Consider the following 16,807-nt stretch of genomic DNA (forward strand, 5'->3'; position numbering starts at 1 on the left):
GAATCGGCAGGTTGTTGCTAGAAGGTCCCCAGGTCGTAGGAGTCCTCAAGGCTCACGGCCGGGCCGCCGCCGTAGGCGAAGGCCGCCGCCGTGGTGTCCTCGTAGCCGCCGAGGGAGTAGACCGCGGCCTTGGCTTCCTCGGTGGGTTCGACGGAGACGTTGCGGTACTTGGCGATGCCGGTACCGGCCGGGATGAGCTTGCCGAGGATCACGTTCTCCTTCAGGCCGACCAGCGAGTCGGACTTGCCGGAGATCGCGGCCTCGGTGAGCACCCGGGTGGTCTCCTGGAACGACGCCGCGGACAGCCACGACTCCGTCGCCAGGGAGGCCTTGGTGATGCCCATCAGCTGCGGGCGGCCGGAGGCCGGCTCGCCGCCGTTGGCGATGATCTTGCGGTTCTCCTCCTCGAAGGAGAGCCGGTCGACCAGGGAGCCCGGCAGGAACTCCGAGGTGCCCGAGTCGATGATCGTGATCCGCTTGAGCATCTGGCGCACGATGATCTCGATGTGCTTGTCGTGGATCATCACGCCCTGCGACCGGTACACGTCCTGGACCTGCTCCACCAGGTGGCGCTGGACCTTCCGCGGACCGAGCACGCGCAGCAGCTCGTGCGGGTCGATCGTGCCCTCGACGAGCTTCTCGCCGACCTCGACGTGCTCGCCCTCGCCCACGCGCAGGCGCAGACGGCGCGGCACCTTGTCGACCACGATCTCCTCGGAGCCGTCGTCCGGCGTGATGATGATCTTCCGCGACTTCTCCGCGTCCTCGATGCGCACGGTGCCGCTCGCCTCGGCGATCGGCGCCTTGCCCTTCGGGATGCGCGCCTCGAAGACCTCCTGCACACGCGGCAGGCCCTGCGTGATGTCCTGCGACGTCGCCGCACCACCGGTGTGGAACGTACGCATGGTGAGCTGGGTGCCCGGCTCGCCGATGGACTGCGCCGCGATGATGCCGACGGCCTCGCCCAGGTCGACCTTCTCGCCCGTGGGCATCGACCGGCCGTAGCAGGCCGCGCAGACGCCCTGGCGGGACTCGCAGGTCAGGACCGAGCGCACCTTGACGTTCTGCACGCCCGCGGCGAGCAGCGTCGCGATGTGGTCCGAGTTCAGCGCGGTGTTCCGCTCCAGGACCACCTTGCCGTCGACCTCGACGTCCTCGGCGAGGTTCCGCGCGTCGATCGAGGAGTCGACGATGTCGGACTCGATCAGGCGCCCGTCGACCTCGGTCGCGAACTGGAAGTCCAGCGCCCGGTCGGTCCCGCAGTCGTCCTCGCGGATGATGACGTCCTGCGACACGTCCACCAGACGGCGGGTCAGGTAACCCGAGTCGGCGGTCCGCAGCGCGGTGTCGGCGAGGCCCTTGCGCGAGCCGTGGGTCGAGATGAAGTACTCCAGCACCGTCAGGCCCTCGCGCAGCGAGGACTTGATGGGGCGCGGGATGATCTCGCCCTTCGGGTTCGCCACCAGGCCGCGCATGCCGGCGATCTGGCGGAGCTGGAGCATGTTGCCGCGCGCGCCCGAGTTGATCATCTGCCACAGCGGGTTCTCCGGCTGGAGCGTCTCGTTGAGGTCTTCGAGCACCTCGGCCGTGGCCTTGGTCCAGATCTCGGTGAGCTCGCCGCGCCGCTCCTCGGCCGTCATGAGGCCGCGGACGTACTGCTTGTCGATCTTCGCCGAGTCCGCCTCGTACTTCTCCAGGATCTCGGCCTTGTGCGCCGGCTCCACGACGTCCTCGATGCCGATGGTCACGCCGGACCAGCCGGCCCAGCGGAAGCCCGCGGACTTCAGCGCGTCCAGGCAGGCGCCCAGCTGCACCTTCGAGTAGTGCTCGGACAGGTCGTGGATGATGTTCGACAGCTGGCCCTTGCGCACTTCGTAGTTGACGTACTCGAAGTCCGGCGGCAGGCAGTCGTTGAAGAACACCCGGCCCAGCGTGGTCTCCACCAGCAGCGGCTCGCCCGGGGTCCAGCCCTCGGGGGCCGTCCACGGCTCGGCGCCGCCGCCGTTGTTGATGTGCTGGATGCCGTCCAGGCGGATGCGGATCGGCGACTGGAGGTCGAGCTCCCCGCGGTCCTTCGCCATCTGCGCCTCGCCGACGTCGGCGAACGCCCGGCCCTCGCCCACGCGCCCTTCGGACTTGTGGGTCAGGTAGTACAGGCCGATGATCTGGTCCTGCGTGGGCAGGGCCACCGGCTTGCCGTCGGAGGGCTTCAGGATGTTGTTCGACGCCAGCATCAGGATGCGGGCCTCGGCCTGGGCCTCGGCGGACAGCGGCACGTGCACGGCCATCTGGTCGCCGTCGAAGTCCGCGTTGAACGCGGTGCACACCAGCGGGTGCAGCTGGATGGCCTTGCCCTCGACGAGCTGCGGCTCGAAGGCCTGGATGCCGAGGCGGTGCAGCGTGGGCGCGCGGTTGAGCAGGACCGGGTGCTCGGAGATGACCTCTTCGAGCACGTCCCACACGACCGGGCGCGCGCGCTCGACCATGCGCTTGGCCGACTTGATGTTCTGCGCGTGGTTCAGGTCCACCAGGCGCTTCATCACGAACGGCTTGAACAGCTCCAGCGCCATCTGCTTCGGCAGGCCGCACTGGTGCAGCTTCAAGCGCGGGCCGACCACGATGACCGAGCGGCCCGAGTAGTCGACGCGCTTGCCGAGCAGGTTCTGGCGGAACCGGCCCTGCTTGCCCTTGAGCATGTCGGACAGCGACTTGAGCGGGCGGTTGCCCGGGCCCGTCACCGGACGCCCGCGGCGGCCGTTGTCGAACAGCGCGTCCACCGACTCCTGGAGCATGCGCTTCTCGTTCGCCACGATGATCTCGGGGGCCCCGAGGTCCATCAGGCGCTTGAGCCGGTTGTTGCGGTTGATGACGCGGCGGTACAGGTCGTTCAGGTCCGAGGTCGCGAACCGGCCGCCGTCGAGCTGCACCATCGGGCGCAGCTCCGGCGGGATCACCGGCACGCAGTCGAGGACCATGCCCAGCGGCGAGTTGCCGGTGGCCTGGAACGCGGCCACGACCTTCAGGCGCTTGAGCGCGCGGAGCTTCTTCTGCCCCTTGCCCGTCGCGATGGTCTCGCGCAGGTTCACGGTCTCGGCGTCCAGGTCGAGGTTCTCCAGCAGGTTCTTGATGGACTCGGCGCCCATCCCGCCCGTGTAGTACTCGCCGAAGCGCTGCTGGAGCTCGCGGTAGAGCATCTCGTCGCCGATGAGCTGGCGCACGTCGAGCTTGCGGAACGTGTCCATGACCTCGTCGAGGCGGTCGATCTCCCGCTGGGCCTTGTCGCGGATCTGGCGCATCTCGCGCTCGCCGCCGTCCTTGACCTTGCGGCGGACGTCGGCGCGGGCGCCCTCGGCCTCCAGCTCGGCCAGGTCGGCCTCCAGCTTCGAGGCGCGCTCCTCGATGGCGGCGTCGCGCTGCTGCTCCAGGTGGCGCTTCTCGGCGACGATCTCGTTCTCCAGCGTCGGCAGGTCGCGCTGGCGCGCCTCGTCGTCGACGGCGGTGATCACGTAGGCCGCGAAGTAGATGACCTTCTCAAGGTCCTTCGGCGCCAGGTCGAGCAGGTAGCCCAGGCGCGAGGGGACGCCCTTGAAGTACCAGATGTGCGTCACGGGCGCGGCGAGCTCGATGTGGCCCATGCGCTCGCGGCGGACCTTGGAGCGCGTCACCTCGACGCCGCAGCGCTCGCAGATGATGCCCTTGAAGCGGATGCGCTTGTACTTGCCGCAGTAGCACTCCCAGTCCCGGGTCGGACCGAAGATCTTCTCGCAGAAGAGACCGTCCTTCTCGGGCTTGAGGGTCCGGTAGTTGATGGTCTCGGGCTTCTTCACCTCGCCGTGAGACCACTGCCGGATGTCCTCCGCGGTGGCGAGGCCGATCTTCAACTTGTCGAAGAAGTTGACGTCGAGCACTGAACTCTTCTTCCCCTTGTGCTGCTTCTGTAAGGATGGGATGAGACGTAAGGCGGGGGCGGCGGCACCGTGCGGCCGCCCCCGGCTCGACGTCAGGCGCTCTCGAAGTCCACGCTTGAGGGCTCTTCATGGGACAGGTCGATCCCGAGCTCCTCTGCCGCGCGGAAGACCTCGTCGTCGCTCTCGGTCATCTGGATGGCCTGCCCGTCGGCGGACAGCACCTCCACGTTGAGGCAGAGCGACTGGAGCTCCTTGAGCAGCACCTTGAACGATTCGGGAATGCCCGGTTCGGGGACGTTCTCGCCCTTGACGATCGCCTCGTAGACCTTCACGCGGCCCACGACGTCGTCGGACTTGATCGTCAGCAGCTCCTGGAGCGCGTACGCCGCGCCGTAGGCCTGCATGGCCCAGCACTCCATCTCACCGAAGCGCTGGCCGCCGAACTGGGCCTTGCCGCCGAGCGGCTGCTGGGTGATCATCGAGTACGGACCGGTCGAACGCGCGTGGATCTTGTCGTCGACCATGTGGTTCAGCTTCAGGATGTACATGTAGCCGACCGAGATCGGGTCCGGGAACGGCTCGCCGGAGCGGCCGTCGAACAGCTGCGCCTTGCCGGTCGGGGCGACCATGCGCATCCCGTCGCGGTTGGGCAGCGTGTTCGCCAGGACGCCCTGGACCTCCTCGGGGTGGGCGCCGTCGAACACCGGCGTCCCGACCTTGGAGTCCGCCGGGGCCTCGTCGGCGCCGATGGCCTTCAGGGCCTGCTGCCAGGCCTCGTCGAAGCCCTCCAGCTTCCAGCCGGTCTTGGCCGCCCAGCCCAGGTGGACTTCGAGGACCTGGCCGATGTTCATTCGGCCGGGCACGCCCAGCGGGTTGAGCAGGATGTCGATCGGGGTCCCGTCGGGGAGGAACGGCATGTCCTCCTGCGGCACGACCTTCGAGATGACGCCCTTGTTGCCGTGGCGGCCGGCGAGCTTGTCGCCCACGCCGATCTTGCGCTTCTGCGCGATGTACACGCGGACCAGCTCGTTCACGCCCGGGGACAGCTCGTCGCCGTCCTCGCGGCTGAAGGTGCGCACCCCGATGACCGTGCCGGCCTCGCCGTGCGGGACCTTCAGGGACGTGTCGCGGACCTCGCGGGCCTTCTCGCCGAAGATGGCGCGGAGCAGGCGCTCCTCCGGGGTCAGCTCGGTCTCGCCCTTGGGCGTGACCTTGCCGACCAGGATGTCGCCGTCCTCGACCTCGGCGCCGATGCGGATGATGCCGCGGTCGTCCAGGTCGGAGAGCATCTCCTCGCCGACGTTCGGGATGTCGCGGGTGATCTCCTCCGGACCGAGCTTCGTGTCGCGGGCGTCGACCTCGTGCTCGTCGATGTGGATCGAGGTGAGCACGTCCTCTTCGACCAGTCGCGAGGAGAGCACGATGGCGTCCTCGAAGTTCTGGCCCTCCCAGGTGGTGAACGCGACCAGCAGGTTCTTGCCGAGCGCCATCTCGCCCTTGTCGGTCGAGGGGCCGTCGGCGATCGGCTGGCCGGCCTCGACGCGCTCGCCCTCGGTGACGAGGGGCACCTGGTTGATGCACGAGCCCGCGTTGGAGCGGCGGAACTTGTGCAGCAGGTAGGTGCGGCGCATGCCGTTGTCCTGCGCGATGGTGATGTAGTCGGCGCTGGAGTCCTCGACGGTGCCGTCGGCCTCGGCGACGACGACGTCGCCGGCGTCGACCGCGGCGCGGTACTCCATGCCGGTGCCCACCAGCGGCGAGTCGGTCTTGATGAGCGGCACGGCCTGGCGCTGCATGTTCGCGCCCATGAGGGCGCGGTTCGCGTCGTCGTGCTCCAGGAACGGCACCAGCGCGGTCGCGACCGAGGTCATCTGGCGCGGCGAGACGTCCATGTAGTCGATCTCGTCGGCGGTGAGCAGCTCGGCCTCGCCGCCGCGGCCGCGGGCCAGGACCTGGGTGTCGACGAACGAGCCGTCGTCGTTCAGGAGCTGGTTCGCCTGCGCGATGGTGAAGCGGTCCTCCTCATCGGCCGTCAGGTAGTCGATGTCGTCGGTGACCTTGCCGTCCACGACCTTCCGGTACGGCGTCTCGATGAAGCCGAACGGGTTGACGCGGGCGAATGTCGACATGGCGCCGATGAGGCCAATGTTCGGGCCTTCCGGCGTCTCGATCGGGCACATGCGGCCGTAGTGCGACGGGTGCACGTCGCGCACGTCCATGGCGGCGCGGTCGCGGGACAGACCGCCCGGGCCGAGCGCCGAGAGGCGGCGGCGGTGGGTCAGGCCCGTGATCGGGTTGACCTGGTCCATGAACTGCGACAGCTGCGAGGTCCCGAAGAACTCCTTGATCGCGGCCACGACGGGGCGGATGTTGATCAGGGTCTGCGGCGTGATCGCCTCGACGTCCTGGGTCGTCATCCGCTCGCGCACGACGCGCTCCATGCGCGACAGGCCCACCCGGATCTGGTTCTGGATGAGCTCGCCGACGGTGCGCAGGCGGCGGTTGCCGAAGTGGTCGATGTCGTCGGGCGCGTAGCCCGGCTCGGCCGAGTGCAGGCGCAGCATGAACTCGATCGTCGACGCGAGGTCGTCCTCGGTGAGCACGCCGGTCGAGATCGGGTGGTCGAGGCCGAACTTCTTGTTGACCTTGTACCGGCCGACCTTGGCGAGGTCGTAGCGCTTCTTGTTGAAGAACAGGTTCTCCAGCAGCGACTGCGCGTTGTCCTTCGTCGGCGGCTCGCCGGGGCGGAGCTTGCGGTAGATGTCGAGCAGGGCCTCGTCCTGCGAGTTGATGGTGTCCTTCTCCAGGGTCGCCATCATGAGCTCGGACCAGCCGAAGCGCTCGCGGATGCGGTCGTTGTCCCAGCCGATCGCCTTGAGCAGCACGGTCACGGCCTGGCGGCGCTTGCGGTCGACGCGCACGCCGACGGTCTCGCGCTTGTCGACGTCGAATTCGAGCCACGCGCCGCGGCCGGGAATGACCTTCGCGCTGGTCAGGTCGCGGTCCGAGGTCTTGTCGGGCTGCTTGTCGAAGTACACGCCGGGCGAGCGGACGAGCTGCGAGACGACCACGCGCTCGGTGCCGTTGACGATGAACGTGCCCTTCGGGGTCATCATGGGGAAGTCGCCCATGAAGACCGTCTGGCTCTTGATCTCGCCGGTGGTGTGGTTGATGAACTCCGCCGTGACGAACAGCGGCGCGCAGTAGGTGAGGTCCTTCTCGCGGCACTCCTCGATGGGGGCCTTGACCTCGTCGAAGCGAGGGTTGGAGAAGGACAGGCTCATGGTGCCCGAGAAGTCCTCGATCGGGCTGATCTCCTCAAGGATCTCGTCGAGGCCGCTGACCGCGTCTTCGCCCACGCGGGCGCGGTAGGTCTCGTTGCCGACGAGCCAGTCGAACGAGTCGGTCTGGAGCGCCAGAAGGTTCGGGACTTCGAGTTTCTCTTCGATCCTGCCGAACGAGATACGGCGGGGAGCGTGCTTGCTCTTGCTGGAGCTGGTCTTGCCAGTGCGGGAAGCTGCCAAGATTCGTCCTTCCGAGGACCTGAGTGTTACGACGGCCGGCGCATGCCACAGTCACCGCATCGATGCGGGATCGACGAGGACAGCCGGATACGGGCATCGAAACGAGCGGTCATGCTGGGCATGACGCCAAACGTGAGTCGAAAGCCTGGAATCCCCACCGTCCGCGACCCTCACCGCGTCAAGAAGGCGTGAAGGAGGCAGCGCAAATTATTACCCTAGCGTACACTCCGGCAGACTGTCAACTGCCCCACCGTGCGGCGGGGTGAGTGGTGACGACCATCTCTCTTGCTGCCGAAGTTCCTCCCGGTCCGGGCCGGTCCCCGCTGGGACCGTCGTGCTGTCCTGCCTCTGCGCCGCATAGTGGCGCTTGAGGAACTAGTTTGCAGGATCAAGTCACACTTCGTCAAGTCAGGCGTCCAATTCGCCCGGATGCGCCGCTTGGGCCCGGTCGCGAGGAGCGGGCCGGAAGCAGGCACGATGCGTCCCTCGGGGCGGCGGGGCGCGCCGCGCGGAGGGCCCGGTCCGGGCGTGTCGCGGAAGGTGCGGGCGCGGGACGCCTGCGCGTCGCCCGCGGCCGGGTCCGGCACAGGCCGTGGCCCCGCCGAGAAGCGGCGTCTCGCGCCCGGGCACCTGCGGCGATGCCGCCGCACTTGTACAACGAGCCCGCAGCTCGAAGGTGACGCCGTGACGCGGGCTCGGCCGCTGTTCAGGAGCCGGAGACGGGGCGACCCGGGCCGCGCCCCATCTGCGCAGCCCGGGCCTTTTCTTCCCCGATAGAGAAGTGGTCTTGTGTTGCAGCGAGGGTGCTAGGCGTCCAGGAGCTCCTGGGCCTTGCTGATCGCGTCCCTCATGTCCTCCTGCCAGGCGTAGACGTCCTGCTCGATCGCCGCGTAGGCGGTGACGTGGGCGTCCTCGTAGGCCTTCTCGGAGGCGTCGGCGTAACCGGACTCCTCGCCGCAGGCGGCGAAGTCGACGGCCGTCTGGATCTCGTAGGCCTTCCACTCCTCGTAGGAGTCCCCGGCCTCGTCGGGGAGCGGCGGGACGACGGCCTCGGTGTCGCCGAGCATCATGTCCTGCTCCTCTTCGGAGGCGTTCTGGTAGTAGAGGGTGTTGAAGAACTCGTAGACCGGGAGCGAGTTGTACTGGTCGAACTCCCAGCCCTCGTAGCCCTTGCCGGTGATGCACTCGACGAGCTCGTCCTGGAGGTCGGCCATCTTCGCGGCGTAGTCGGCCTCGATGTCCTCCCACATGGCCTCGTCGGCCCAGGCGGGGTTCTCGGGGCGGTAGGTCCAGTAGGTGTAGGACTCCTCGGCGCCGCCCTCGCCCTCGTAGGTCTCCTCGACGAGCTCGGGCTCGCCGTAGAGGGCCTCGATCATCTCCAGCTGGCAGCCGCCGGGCTTGGGCTCGGGGCCCATGTCGTCCTCTTCGAAGTCGATCGAGCCCTCCTCCTCGACCGCCTCGTCGGAGGTGTCCTCCTCCTCAGTGGAGTCCGAGCTGGGCTCCTCGACGGCGTCCTCGGCCCACTCGCCCTCGCCGTTCATCATGTCGGCGTAGTCCTGGGCGGTGCCGTACTGCCACTCGGCGTACTCCTGGCCCTGGTAGGCCACGTACCAGCCGTACTGGTCCTCCGGGGAGAGGGCGTCCCACTCGGTGGAGTCGGGCTCCTCCCAGGTGCCCTCGTCCTCGTACTCCTCCTCTTCGGCGGCGTAGTAGTCCTCGGCGGCCGGGTCCTCCCAGCCGTCGGGGCTGTTCGCCCACTGGCCGAAGCCGTACTCGGCGGCCTCCTCGGGGTCGATGAGGAAGGTCTCGTGGGGGTAGTAGTCGGTGAGCGACTCCTGCTCCTCGGGCTCGTAGGACTGCATCATCCACGGCTCGTGGACGGTGTACCCCTCGGCCTCCAGGCACTGCTCGACGATCCGGAACTCGGCGGCGCTGAGCTCGGCGTCGACCCGGTTGCTCTCGTTGAGCATCTCGACCAGGCGGTCCGCATCGGACTCCTCGGCGTCCTCGCCGAGGCCGAGCATGCCGCAGCCGGCGGTCAGCGCCAGTACGGCGGCCGCCGCTGCTGCGGCCGCGGCCCCTCTTGTCCCGGGCATCGTCGTTCTCCTCGCATGTCAGGTGTGTCTACCCGCAAGACGAGGCGGTGCCCGGATTTCGTTGCAAGCCTTCGGGGAATCTTCTGAAAATCTCTCAGGTGGCACGAAACCGGGGCCGCACTGCGGAATGCAGTGCGGCCCCGGTCTCCGTACCCAGGGCTGGGAGGCCCCTGGCGTCTAGCCGAAGTGCGTGTTACTTGAGCGACACGGTGGCGCCGGCGCCCTCAAGGGCCTCCTTGGCCTTGTCCGCGTCGTCCTTCTTGGCGCCTTCGAGGACGGCCTTGGGGGCGCTCTCGACGAGCTCCTTGGCCTCCTTGAGGCCGAGGCCGGTCAGGCCGCGGACTTCCTTGATGACCTTGATCTTGGACTCGCCCGCGGATTCGAGGACGACGTCGAAGGTGTCCTTCTCGACGGCGGCTTCCTCGCCACCAGCGGCGCCGGCGACGGCGGCGACGGCGACGGGGGCGGCGGCGGTGACGTCGAACTTCTCCTCGAACGCCTTCACGAAGTCGGAAACCTCGAGAAGGGTCATGCCCTCGAACTGCTCCAGCAGCTCGTCGGTGGACAGCTTAGCCATGGTGTGTTCCTTTCTGTAAAGTCTCGGACCTGCTGGGGATTACTCCCCGGCGGCCGCTTTCTTGTCCTGGAGCGCAGCGCCAAGTCGCGCCACCTGCCCTGCGGGGGCGGCGAGCACGGAGGCGGTCTTCTGCGCGGTGGCCTTGAGCGCGCCGGCGAGCTTCGCCAGCAGCACCTCGCGGGATTCGAGGTCGGCGAGCTTGTTGATCTCGTCGACGGAGAGGGGCTTGCCCTCCATGTACCCGCCCTTGATCACCAAGGCCTCGTGCGACTTCGCGAACGCGCGGAGCCCCTTCGCGGCCTCGACCGGGTCACCCTGGATGAAGGTGATCGCGGTGGGGCCGACGAACAGGTCGTCCAGGCCGGTGACACCGACCTGGTTGGCGGCGCGCTTGGCGAGGGTGTTCTTGGCGACGCGGTACTGCGTCCCCTCGCCGAGGGAACGCCGGAGCTCGCGCAGTTCGGCAACGGTCAGCCCGCGGTACTCGGTGAGCACCGTGGCGGTCGCGCTGGAGAACTCGTCGGCGAGTTCGGCGATGGCGGTCGTCTTGCCCGCCGGATATTCCCTGTCAGCCATGTTTCCCTCCTTTCTCGGCTGGTCAATCCACAACCGTGCGGAGGCGACAAAAAAGGCGCCCTCGCGGACGCCTCATCACTGGGACCTTCGGGCCGGAGCCCGCACCATGGTCGCTTCGAGTAGTCGCCCTGCGTCGGTCCCCGGAGGGTTTACAACCGCACGAGGCGGTGACCGAACGGTCTATGGGTTGTTCTCCGCCACGGTACACCCCTGACGTGCGAAACCCCGGCGCAGGAGGCCTGCACCGGGGCTACGTCACACTGGGTGGCGCTACTTGATCTTGACCGCCTGCGGGTCGACCGGGATGCCCGGGCCCATGGTGGTGGAGATCGTGGACTTCTTGATGTAGACGCCCTTGGAGCTGGCGGGCTTCAGCCGCTGGACCTCTTCGAGGGCCGCGTTGTAGTTCTCCGCGAGCTGCTCGGCCGTGAAGCTGGTCTTGCCGATCGGCAGGTGCAGGTTCGCGTGCTTGTCGACGCGGAACGCGATCTTGCCGGCCTTGATCTCGGAGACGGCCTTGGCGACGTCCGGCGTGACGGTGCCGGTCTTCGGGTTCGGCATGAGGCCGCGCGGGCCCAGGATCCGCGCGATCCGGCCGATCTTGGCCATCTGGTCGGGAGTGGCGACGGCGGCGTCGAATTCGAGCCAGCCCTCGGAGATCCGCTTGACGAGCTCGTCGGAGCCGACCTCGTCGGCGCCCGCGGCGACGGCGGCCTCGGCCTTGTCGCCCTCGGCGAAGACGATGACGCGGACGGTCTTGCCGGTGCCGTGCGGCAGGGAGACGGTGCCGCGGACGAGCTGGTCGGCCTGGCGCGGGTCGACGCCCAGGCGCAGGGCGACTTCGACCGTGGCGTCGAACTTCGTCGGCGAGGTCTCCTTGGCGAGGCCGGTGGCCTCGACCGGGGCGTAGAACTGCGTCCGGTCGACCTTCTTGAGGAGGTCTTGGTACTTCTTGCTGCGCTTCATGTTCCATCCTTCGGATGTCGTGGTGGGGGCTGGCGCGAGCCCTTCCACTGGGTTCGCCGCCGGCGGTGCCGGCGGGGTGGCGTTCGGCCGGTGCTAGCCCTCGACGGTGATGCCCATGGAGCGGGCGGTGCCGGCGACGATGAGCGAGGCGGCGTCGAGGTCGTTGGCGTTGAGGTCGGGGAGCTTCTTCTCCGCGATCTCGCGCACCTGGGCCGAGGTCACCTTGCCGACCTTGACGCGGTGCGGCTCGCCCGAGCCCTTGGGGACGCCTGCGGCCTTGAGCAGGAGCTTGGCGGCCGGCGGGGTCTTGAGGACGAACGTGAACGAACGGTCCTCGTACACCGTGATCTCAGCGGGGAGGACTTCGCCGCGCTGGGATTCGGTGGCCGCGTTGTAGGCCTTGCAGAACTCCATGATGTTGACGCCGTGCTGACCGAGGGCGGGGCCCACCGGCGGAGCCGGAGTGGCCTGACCACCCTGGAGCTCCAGCTTGAACGTCACAACGGCCTTCTTGTTGGGAGCCATCGTGTCCTTCTCTTCCTGGGATGACGCGGGGCCGTTCCCCCGCGCCGCTTGCGTGCGCACGGCAGCGCTCGGCTGCCGCGCAACCGTTCCAGGGTACCTGCCGGAAGGCGGGGCCCCGGAGCGGAGGTGTGTGAGCTGTAGCTCGTGCTACAGCTTCGAGACCTGGTTGAAGTTGAGCTCGACCGGGGTCTCGCGGCCGAAGATCGACACGAGGACCTTGAGCTTCTGCTGCTCGGCGTTGATCTCGGCGATCGTGGCGGGCATCGAGGCGAACGCGCCGTCGACGACGGTGACGGACTCGCCCTCGGCGAAGTCGACCTTGATGTCGGGGTCGGTCGAGGCGGACTCGGCGGCGGACTCGTCCTTCGGCTTCTGCTCGGGCGGGAGCAGCCACTGGATGACCTCGTCGAGCGGCAGCGGGCTGGGCCGGTCGGTGCGGTCGACGACGCCCACGAAGCCGGTCACGCCGGGCGTGTTGCGCACGACGGAGTAGGACTCGGGGGTCATCTCCATGCGGACGAGCACGTACGAGGGGAAGACCTTGGCCTCCACCTTGGAGCGCTTGCCGTTCTTGATCTCCACCTCGGTGTGGGTGGGGACCTCGATCTGGTAGATGTAGTCCTCCATGTCGAAGGACTGGATGCGGTTCTCCAGGTTCGAGCGCACGCGGTTCTCGAAGCCGGCGTAGGAGTGCAGCACGTACCACTCGCCGGGGGCGAAGCGCAGCTTCGCGCGCAGCGCCTCGGCCGGGTCGACCTCGGGCTCGGCGGGCTCGGCGCCCTCGTCCAGGTCGGTCTCCGGCTCGTCGTCGACGTCCGCGACCTGCGCAGCAGCGGCCTGCGCCGCGGCTTCTTCCTTCAAGGCCTCGTCGAACTCAGACACGCTTGACTCTCATTCCGGCTCGGTGCCCCGCGGACGGCGGGACACTGCGACTGTGCTTCGGTTTCTCGGATGCGGCGGCGCCGCGCCATGCTGCGGCCCGGCCGTTTGGGCCGCCTGTGAAGTCGCGCGCCGGCGGAACCGGCGCGCGTCATACCCACTAGGGTAGCCGCTCCGCGGCGCGGCGCGACTCAGGCACCGTCGAAACGGCGCAGGTCACGCGAACCGGTCGCCCCGGACGGGGCGGGCGAAGCTAGGAGTCGGCGCCGAAGGCCCGGCGGACGAGGTCGCCGAAGAGCAGGTCGAGGCCGCCGATGTAGGCCATCATGATGCCGACGAAGACGAGCACCACGATCGAGTAGGTGATGAGCTGGCGGCGGGTCGGGTAGACGACCTTGCGGAGCTGCTCGACCACCTCGCGCAGGAACCGGCCGAGCTTCTTGAAGGGGTTGCGCTCGGCGGTCTTCTCGCCCTGCTTGCGGGTGGGACGACCCTTGTCGGCGGTCGCATCGGAGCGGCTGGTGTCGTCGGCCACGTCGGCTTCCTCCAGGGTTCGTCTCTGATCAGGGCGGTCAGGCTTGCAGCATACCGGACTAACTGGAAGGGTCTACGCCGCGGCGTCGCGCTTCGTAAGCGGCGCTGATCTCCAGCTTGCGCTCGCGCCAGTGCTCGTGCATGAGCCGCATCTCCTCCTTGATGAACTCCATGAACGCGGCCGTCTGGACGAGGCGTTCGCGGCCGGGCCCCGCGGGGAGGGTCTCGATGCCGATGACCGCGGTGTCGCGGTAGCGGTCGAGGAAGCCGGAGCGGTCGAGCATGATGCCGCCCCAGATGTCGTCGTCGTTGAGGCGGTAGACGTCGGCGCGGGTGGAGGGGCGCCGGGTCTTGAAGACGAGGCCGGCGGCGAGCAGCTCGCGCACGGCGCCGGAGACGGCGGCGAGGCTGATGCTCAGCCCCTCGGCGATCTCGGCGGCCGTGTAGGTCTCGTCGTCGTCGACGAGGATGTACGTGAAGACGCGGGCGGCCATGCGCTGCATCCCGCTGCTGATCAGGATCGCGGAGAACTGCTCAACGTAGTCGAGCATGGCCTTGCGCTCCGGGCTGTGCTCTTCCATGACTCTCCTTCACCGCGTCCTGATGGTCCTTGATGATATCTTGACGCTCTATATGTTTCACAAATTTGTGAAAACTATGATAGCTTGAGCGCATGAACGCAGTGATCCGCACTGAGAACCTGGTCAAGCGCTTCGGTCACGTGACCGCGCTCGATCATCTCAACCTCGAAGTGTCCCAAGGCGAGACCCACGGATTCCTGGGCCCCAACGGCGCCGGCAAGTCCACCACCATCCGCGTCCTGCTCGGGATGCTCCGCTCCGACGAGGGGCGCGCCGAACTGTTCGGCGCCGACCCCTGGAAGGACGCCGCCGAGCTCCACCGGCGCCTCGCCTACGTGCCCGGCGACGTCGCCCTGTGGCCCGGCCTCACCGGCGGGGAGACCATCGACCTGCTCGGGCGCCTGCGCGGCGGGGTCGACAAGGGCAAGCGCGACGAGCTGCTGGAGCGCTTCGACCTCGACCCGCGCAAGAAGGGCCGCTCCTACTCCAAGGGCAACCGGCAGAAGGTCGCCCTCGTCGCCGCGTTCGCCGCCGACGTCGACCTGCTCCTGCTCGACGAGCCCACCTCCGGCCTCGACCCGCTCATGGGCGCGGTCTTCAACGAGTGCGTCAAGGAGGCCGCCGCCCAGGGCCGCACCGTGCTCCTCTCCAGCCACATCATGAGCGAGGTCGAGGCGCTGTGCGAGCGGGTGAGCATCATCCGCAAGGGCGTCATCGTCGAGACCGGCTCGCTCGCCGAGATGCGGCACCTGTCGCGCTCGCGGCTGCGCGCCACCCTGAAGAACCCCGTGCGGGGCCTGGAGGACCACGAGGGCGTCCACGACCTGGTCGCCGACGGCCTCGACATCGACTGCACCGTCGACGCGTCCGCACTGGACGACGTGCTCGCGCAGCTCGCCGTCGCGGGCGTCGCCGGGCTCACCTGCGAGCCGCCGTCGCTGGAGCAGATCTTCATGCGCTTCTACGGCGACGAGCTCGCCGCGTCGGGCGTCCACGAGGGGAACGGGAAATGACCGCCGCAGCAGCGGAGATCGAGGACGGCCTCGGGACGCTCGCCGGGACCGGCAAGATCCTCCGGTTCCAGCTCCGCCGGTCCCGCCTCTTCCTGTTCTGGTGGATCGCGGGCATCGCCGGGTTCACCTGGATGGTCGTGCCCGTCATCACCGAGCAGTACCAGACCGAGGCCGAGCGGGCGGGCTTCGCGGCCACGATGAGCTCCCCCGCGATGCTCTCGATGAGCGGGCCCGTGGAGTACGTCCACGCGTACGCCGAGAGCGTCGGCGCGCTGTTCTCCCACCGGATGCTCCTGTGGACCTGCGCGATGACCGCCGTCATGTTCGTCCTCCTCGTCACCCGCCTCACCCGCGCCGACGAGGAGACCTCCCGGTCGGAGGTCATCAGGTCGCTGCCGATCGGCCGCCGGGCCGACCTCGCCTCCGCGCTGCTCGTCAGCGTCGGCGCGGCGGTCGTCCTCGGCGGGCTGCTGGCGCTCGCCGCCACGGGCCTCGACGGCGGCGACGGGGCCAGCCCGCTCCTGTTCGGCGCCGCGCACACCGCGGTCGGGATCGTCTTCGCGGGGCTCACGGCCATCGCGGCGCAGCTCAGCGAGAACGCCTCCACTTCGACCGGGTACGGGCTCGCCGCGCTCGGCGCGTCGGTCCTGTTCGCGGGCGCCGGGAACGCCGAGGGGAACTGGGCGACCTGGCTCTCCCCGGTCGGCTGGTCGCAGCTCACCTACGTGTACACGCCTCAGGAGCGGTGGTGGCCGCTGCTGGTGTCGCTGGCCGTCGCGGTCGGCTCGGTGCTGCTGGCGTTCGCGATGGTCTCGCGCCGCGACTTCGGGCAGGGCATGATGGCGGCCCGCCGCGGCCGCGCCACGGCGAAGCCGGGGCTCAAGAGCGCCACCGCGCTGACGTTCCGGCTCACCCGCGGCCTCATCTGGACCGGGGTCATCACCCTGGTGCTGCTCGGCATGGCGTACGGGTCGGTCCTCGGCGGCGCCGACGACTTCGCCGACGGGCTCTCGGCGGCGCAGAAGGAGATCCTCGACCGCGGCGGCTCGGACCTCAAGGCCAGCTTCGCCACGACGTTCATCTCCATCAACGCGATCGTCGCGGCCCTGTTCGGCGTGCTCGTCGTGGGACGCGGCCGCAAGGAGGAGACCGTCGGCCGCGGCGAGCTCGTCGCCGCCGCACCGGTGACCCGCGGCGGCTGGCCCGGCTCGTACCTGCCGGCCGCACTGTTCACCGCGACGGCCACGAACCTCGTCGGCGGCCTCGGGCTCGCCGCGAGCGGCGCCTCCGGCGACGGCGACCTGTTCGGGAAGATCGCGATCGGCACGCTCGTGCAGCTCCCGGCGATCTGGGTGCTCATCGCGTTCGTGTTCGCGGCCTTCGCATGGCTGCCCCGCGCGGGCTGGCTGCGGTGGCTCGCGTGGACGTGGACGCTCCTGGTCGTCTACTTCGGCGCGCTGCTCGACCTCCCCGAGTGGGCGATGGCGATCTCGCCGTTCGACCACCTGGGGAACTACCCGGCCGAGGACTTCTCCGCGGCGGCCCTGGCGGTGCTCACCGTGATCGCGGCGGTCCTGGCGACCTTCGGGTATACGGGGCTGCGTCGCCGCAACCTCAGCTTCAACTGA

At 68.7% G+C, this 16,807-nt stretch carries 12 protein-coding genes; 2 read left to right on the forward strand and 10 right to left on the reverse strand.

Features of this window, described 5'->3' with window-relative positions:
• Positions 1 to 17: 17 nt before the first annotated feature.
• From WA640_RS03255 to WA640_RS03300, 10 genes are all read right to left on the reverse strand, one after another.
• On the reverse strand, positions 18 to 3,908 hold the full coding sequence (locus WA640_RS03255; RefSeq protein ID WP_335986027.1) for a DNA-directed RNA polymerase subunit beta': 3,891 nt from the start codon (positions 3,906 to 3,908) through the stop codon (positions 18 to 20).
• Between the two features lie 92 nt (positions 3,909 to 4,000).
• Positions 4,001 to 7,432 (reverse strand): DNA-directed RNA polymerase subunit beta, encoded by a 3,432-nt coding sequence (gene rpoB / locus WA640_RS03260; protein ID WP_106361873.1) that lies wholly within the window; start codon positions 7,430 to 7,432, stop codon positions 4,001 to 4,003.
• Positions 7,433 to 8,238: 806 nt separating this feature from the next.
• Positions 8,239 to 9,528, reverse strand: a complete 1,290-nt coding sequence (locus tag WA640_RS03265; protein WP_335986028.1) for a hypothetical protein — start codon at positions 9,526 to 9,528, stop codon at positions 8,239 to 8,241.
• A gap of 193 nt (positions 9,529 to 9,721) precedes the next feature.
• Positions 9,722 to 10,105: a 50S ribosomal protein L7/L12 gene (gene rplL / locus WA640_RS03270; protein ID WP_106361871.1), complete on the reverse strand. Its 384-nt coding sequence runs from the start codon at positions 10,103 to 10,105 to the stop codon at positions 9,722 to 9,724.
• A 39-nt stretch (positions 10,106 to 10,144) separates the two neighbouring features.
• Entirely contained in the window at positions 10,145 to 10,681 is a 537-nt protein-coding gene (rplJ, locus tag WA640_RS03275; protein ID WP_106361870.1) for a 50S ribosomal protein L10, read from the reverse strand.
• A gap of 270 nt (positions 10,682 to 10,951) precedes the next feature.
• On the reverse strand, positions 10,952 to 11,647 hold the full coding sequence (gene rplA / locus WA640_RS03280) for a 50S ribosomal protein L1 (RefSeq protein WP_106361869.1): 696 nt from the start codon (positions 11,645 to 11,647) through the stop codon (positions 10,952 to 10,954).
• Between the two features lie 93 nt (positions 11,648 to 11,740).
• Positions 11,741 to 12,172, reverse strand: a complete 432-nt coding sequence (gene rplK, locus WA640_RS03285) for a 50S ribosomal protein L11 (RefSeq protein WP_106361868.1) — start codon at positions 12,170 to 12,172, stop codon at positions 11,741 to 11,743.
• A 147-nt stretch (positions 12,173 to 12,319) separates the two neighbouring features.
• Positions 12,320 to 13,054 (reverse strand): transcription termination/antitermination protein NusG, encoded by a 735-nt coding sequence (gene nusG, locus WA640_RS03290; protein ID WP_106361867.1) that lies wholly within the window; start codon positions 13,052 to 13,054, stop codon positions 12,320 to 12,322.
• Between the two features lie 250 nt (positions 13,055 to 13,304).
• Positions 13,305 to 13,586 (reverse strand): preprotein translocase subunit SecE, encoded by a 282-nt coding sequence (secE, locus tag WA640_RS03295; RefSeq protein ID WP_198667517.1) that lies wholly within the window; start codon positions 13,584 to 13,586, stop codon positions 13,305 to 13,307.
• Positions 13,587 to 13,644: 58 nt separating this feature from the next.
• Positions 13,645 to 14,166: a GbsR/MarR family transcriptional regulator gene (locus tag WA640_RS03300; RefSeq protein ID WP_335986029.1), complete on the reverse strand. Its 522-nt coding sequence runs from the start codon at positions 14,164 to 14,166 to the stop codon at positions 13,645 to 13,647.
• A 92-nt stretch (positions 14,167 to 14,258) separates the two neighbouring features.
• Between WA640_RS03300 and WA640_RS03305 the strand changes: the two genes are divergently transcribed.
• Positions 14,259 to 15,179, forward strand: coding sequence for an ABC transporter ATP-binding protein (locus WA640_RS03305; RefSeq protein ID WP_335986031.1), 921 nt, complete (start codon positions 14,259 to 14,261; stop codon positions 15,177 to 15,179).
• Positions 15,176 to 16,807 carry an ABC transporter permease gene (locus WA640_RS03310; RefSeq protein ID WP_335986032.1) on the forward strand — a complete coding sequence of 544 codons (1,632 nt, stop codon included), beginning with the start codon at positions 15,176 to 15,178 and terminating at the stop codon, positions 16,805 to 16,807. Before WA640_RS03305 ends, WA640_RS03310 begins: the two co-directional genes overlap by 4 nt.

The sequence above is a fragment of the Glycomyces sp. MUSA5-2 genome (assembly GCF_037034145.1).
Classification (GTDB): Bacteria; Actinomycetota; Actinomycetes; order Mycobacteriales; family Micromonosporaceae; genus Glycomyces; species Glycomyces artemisiae.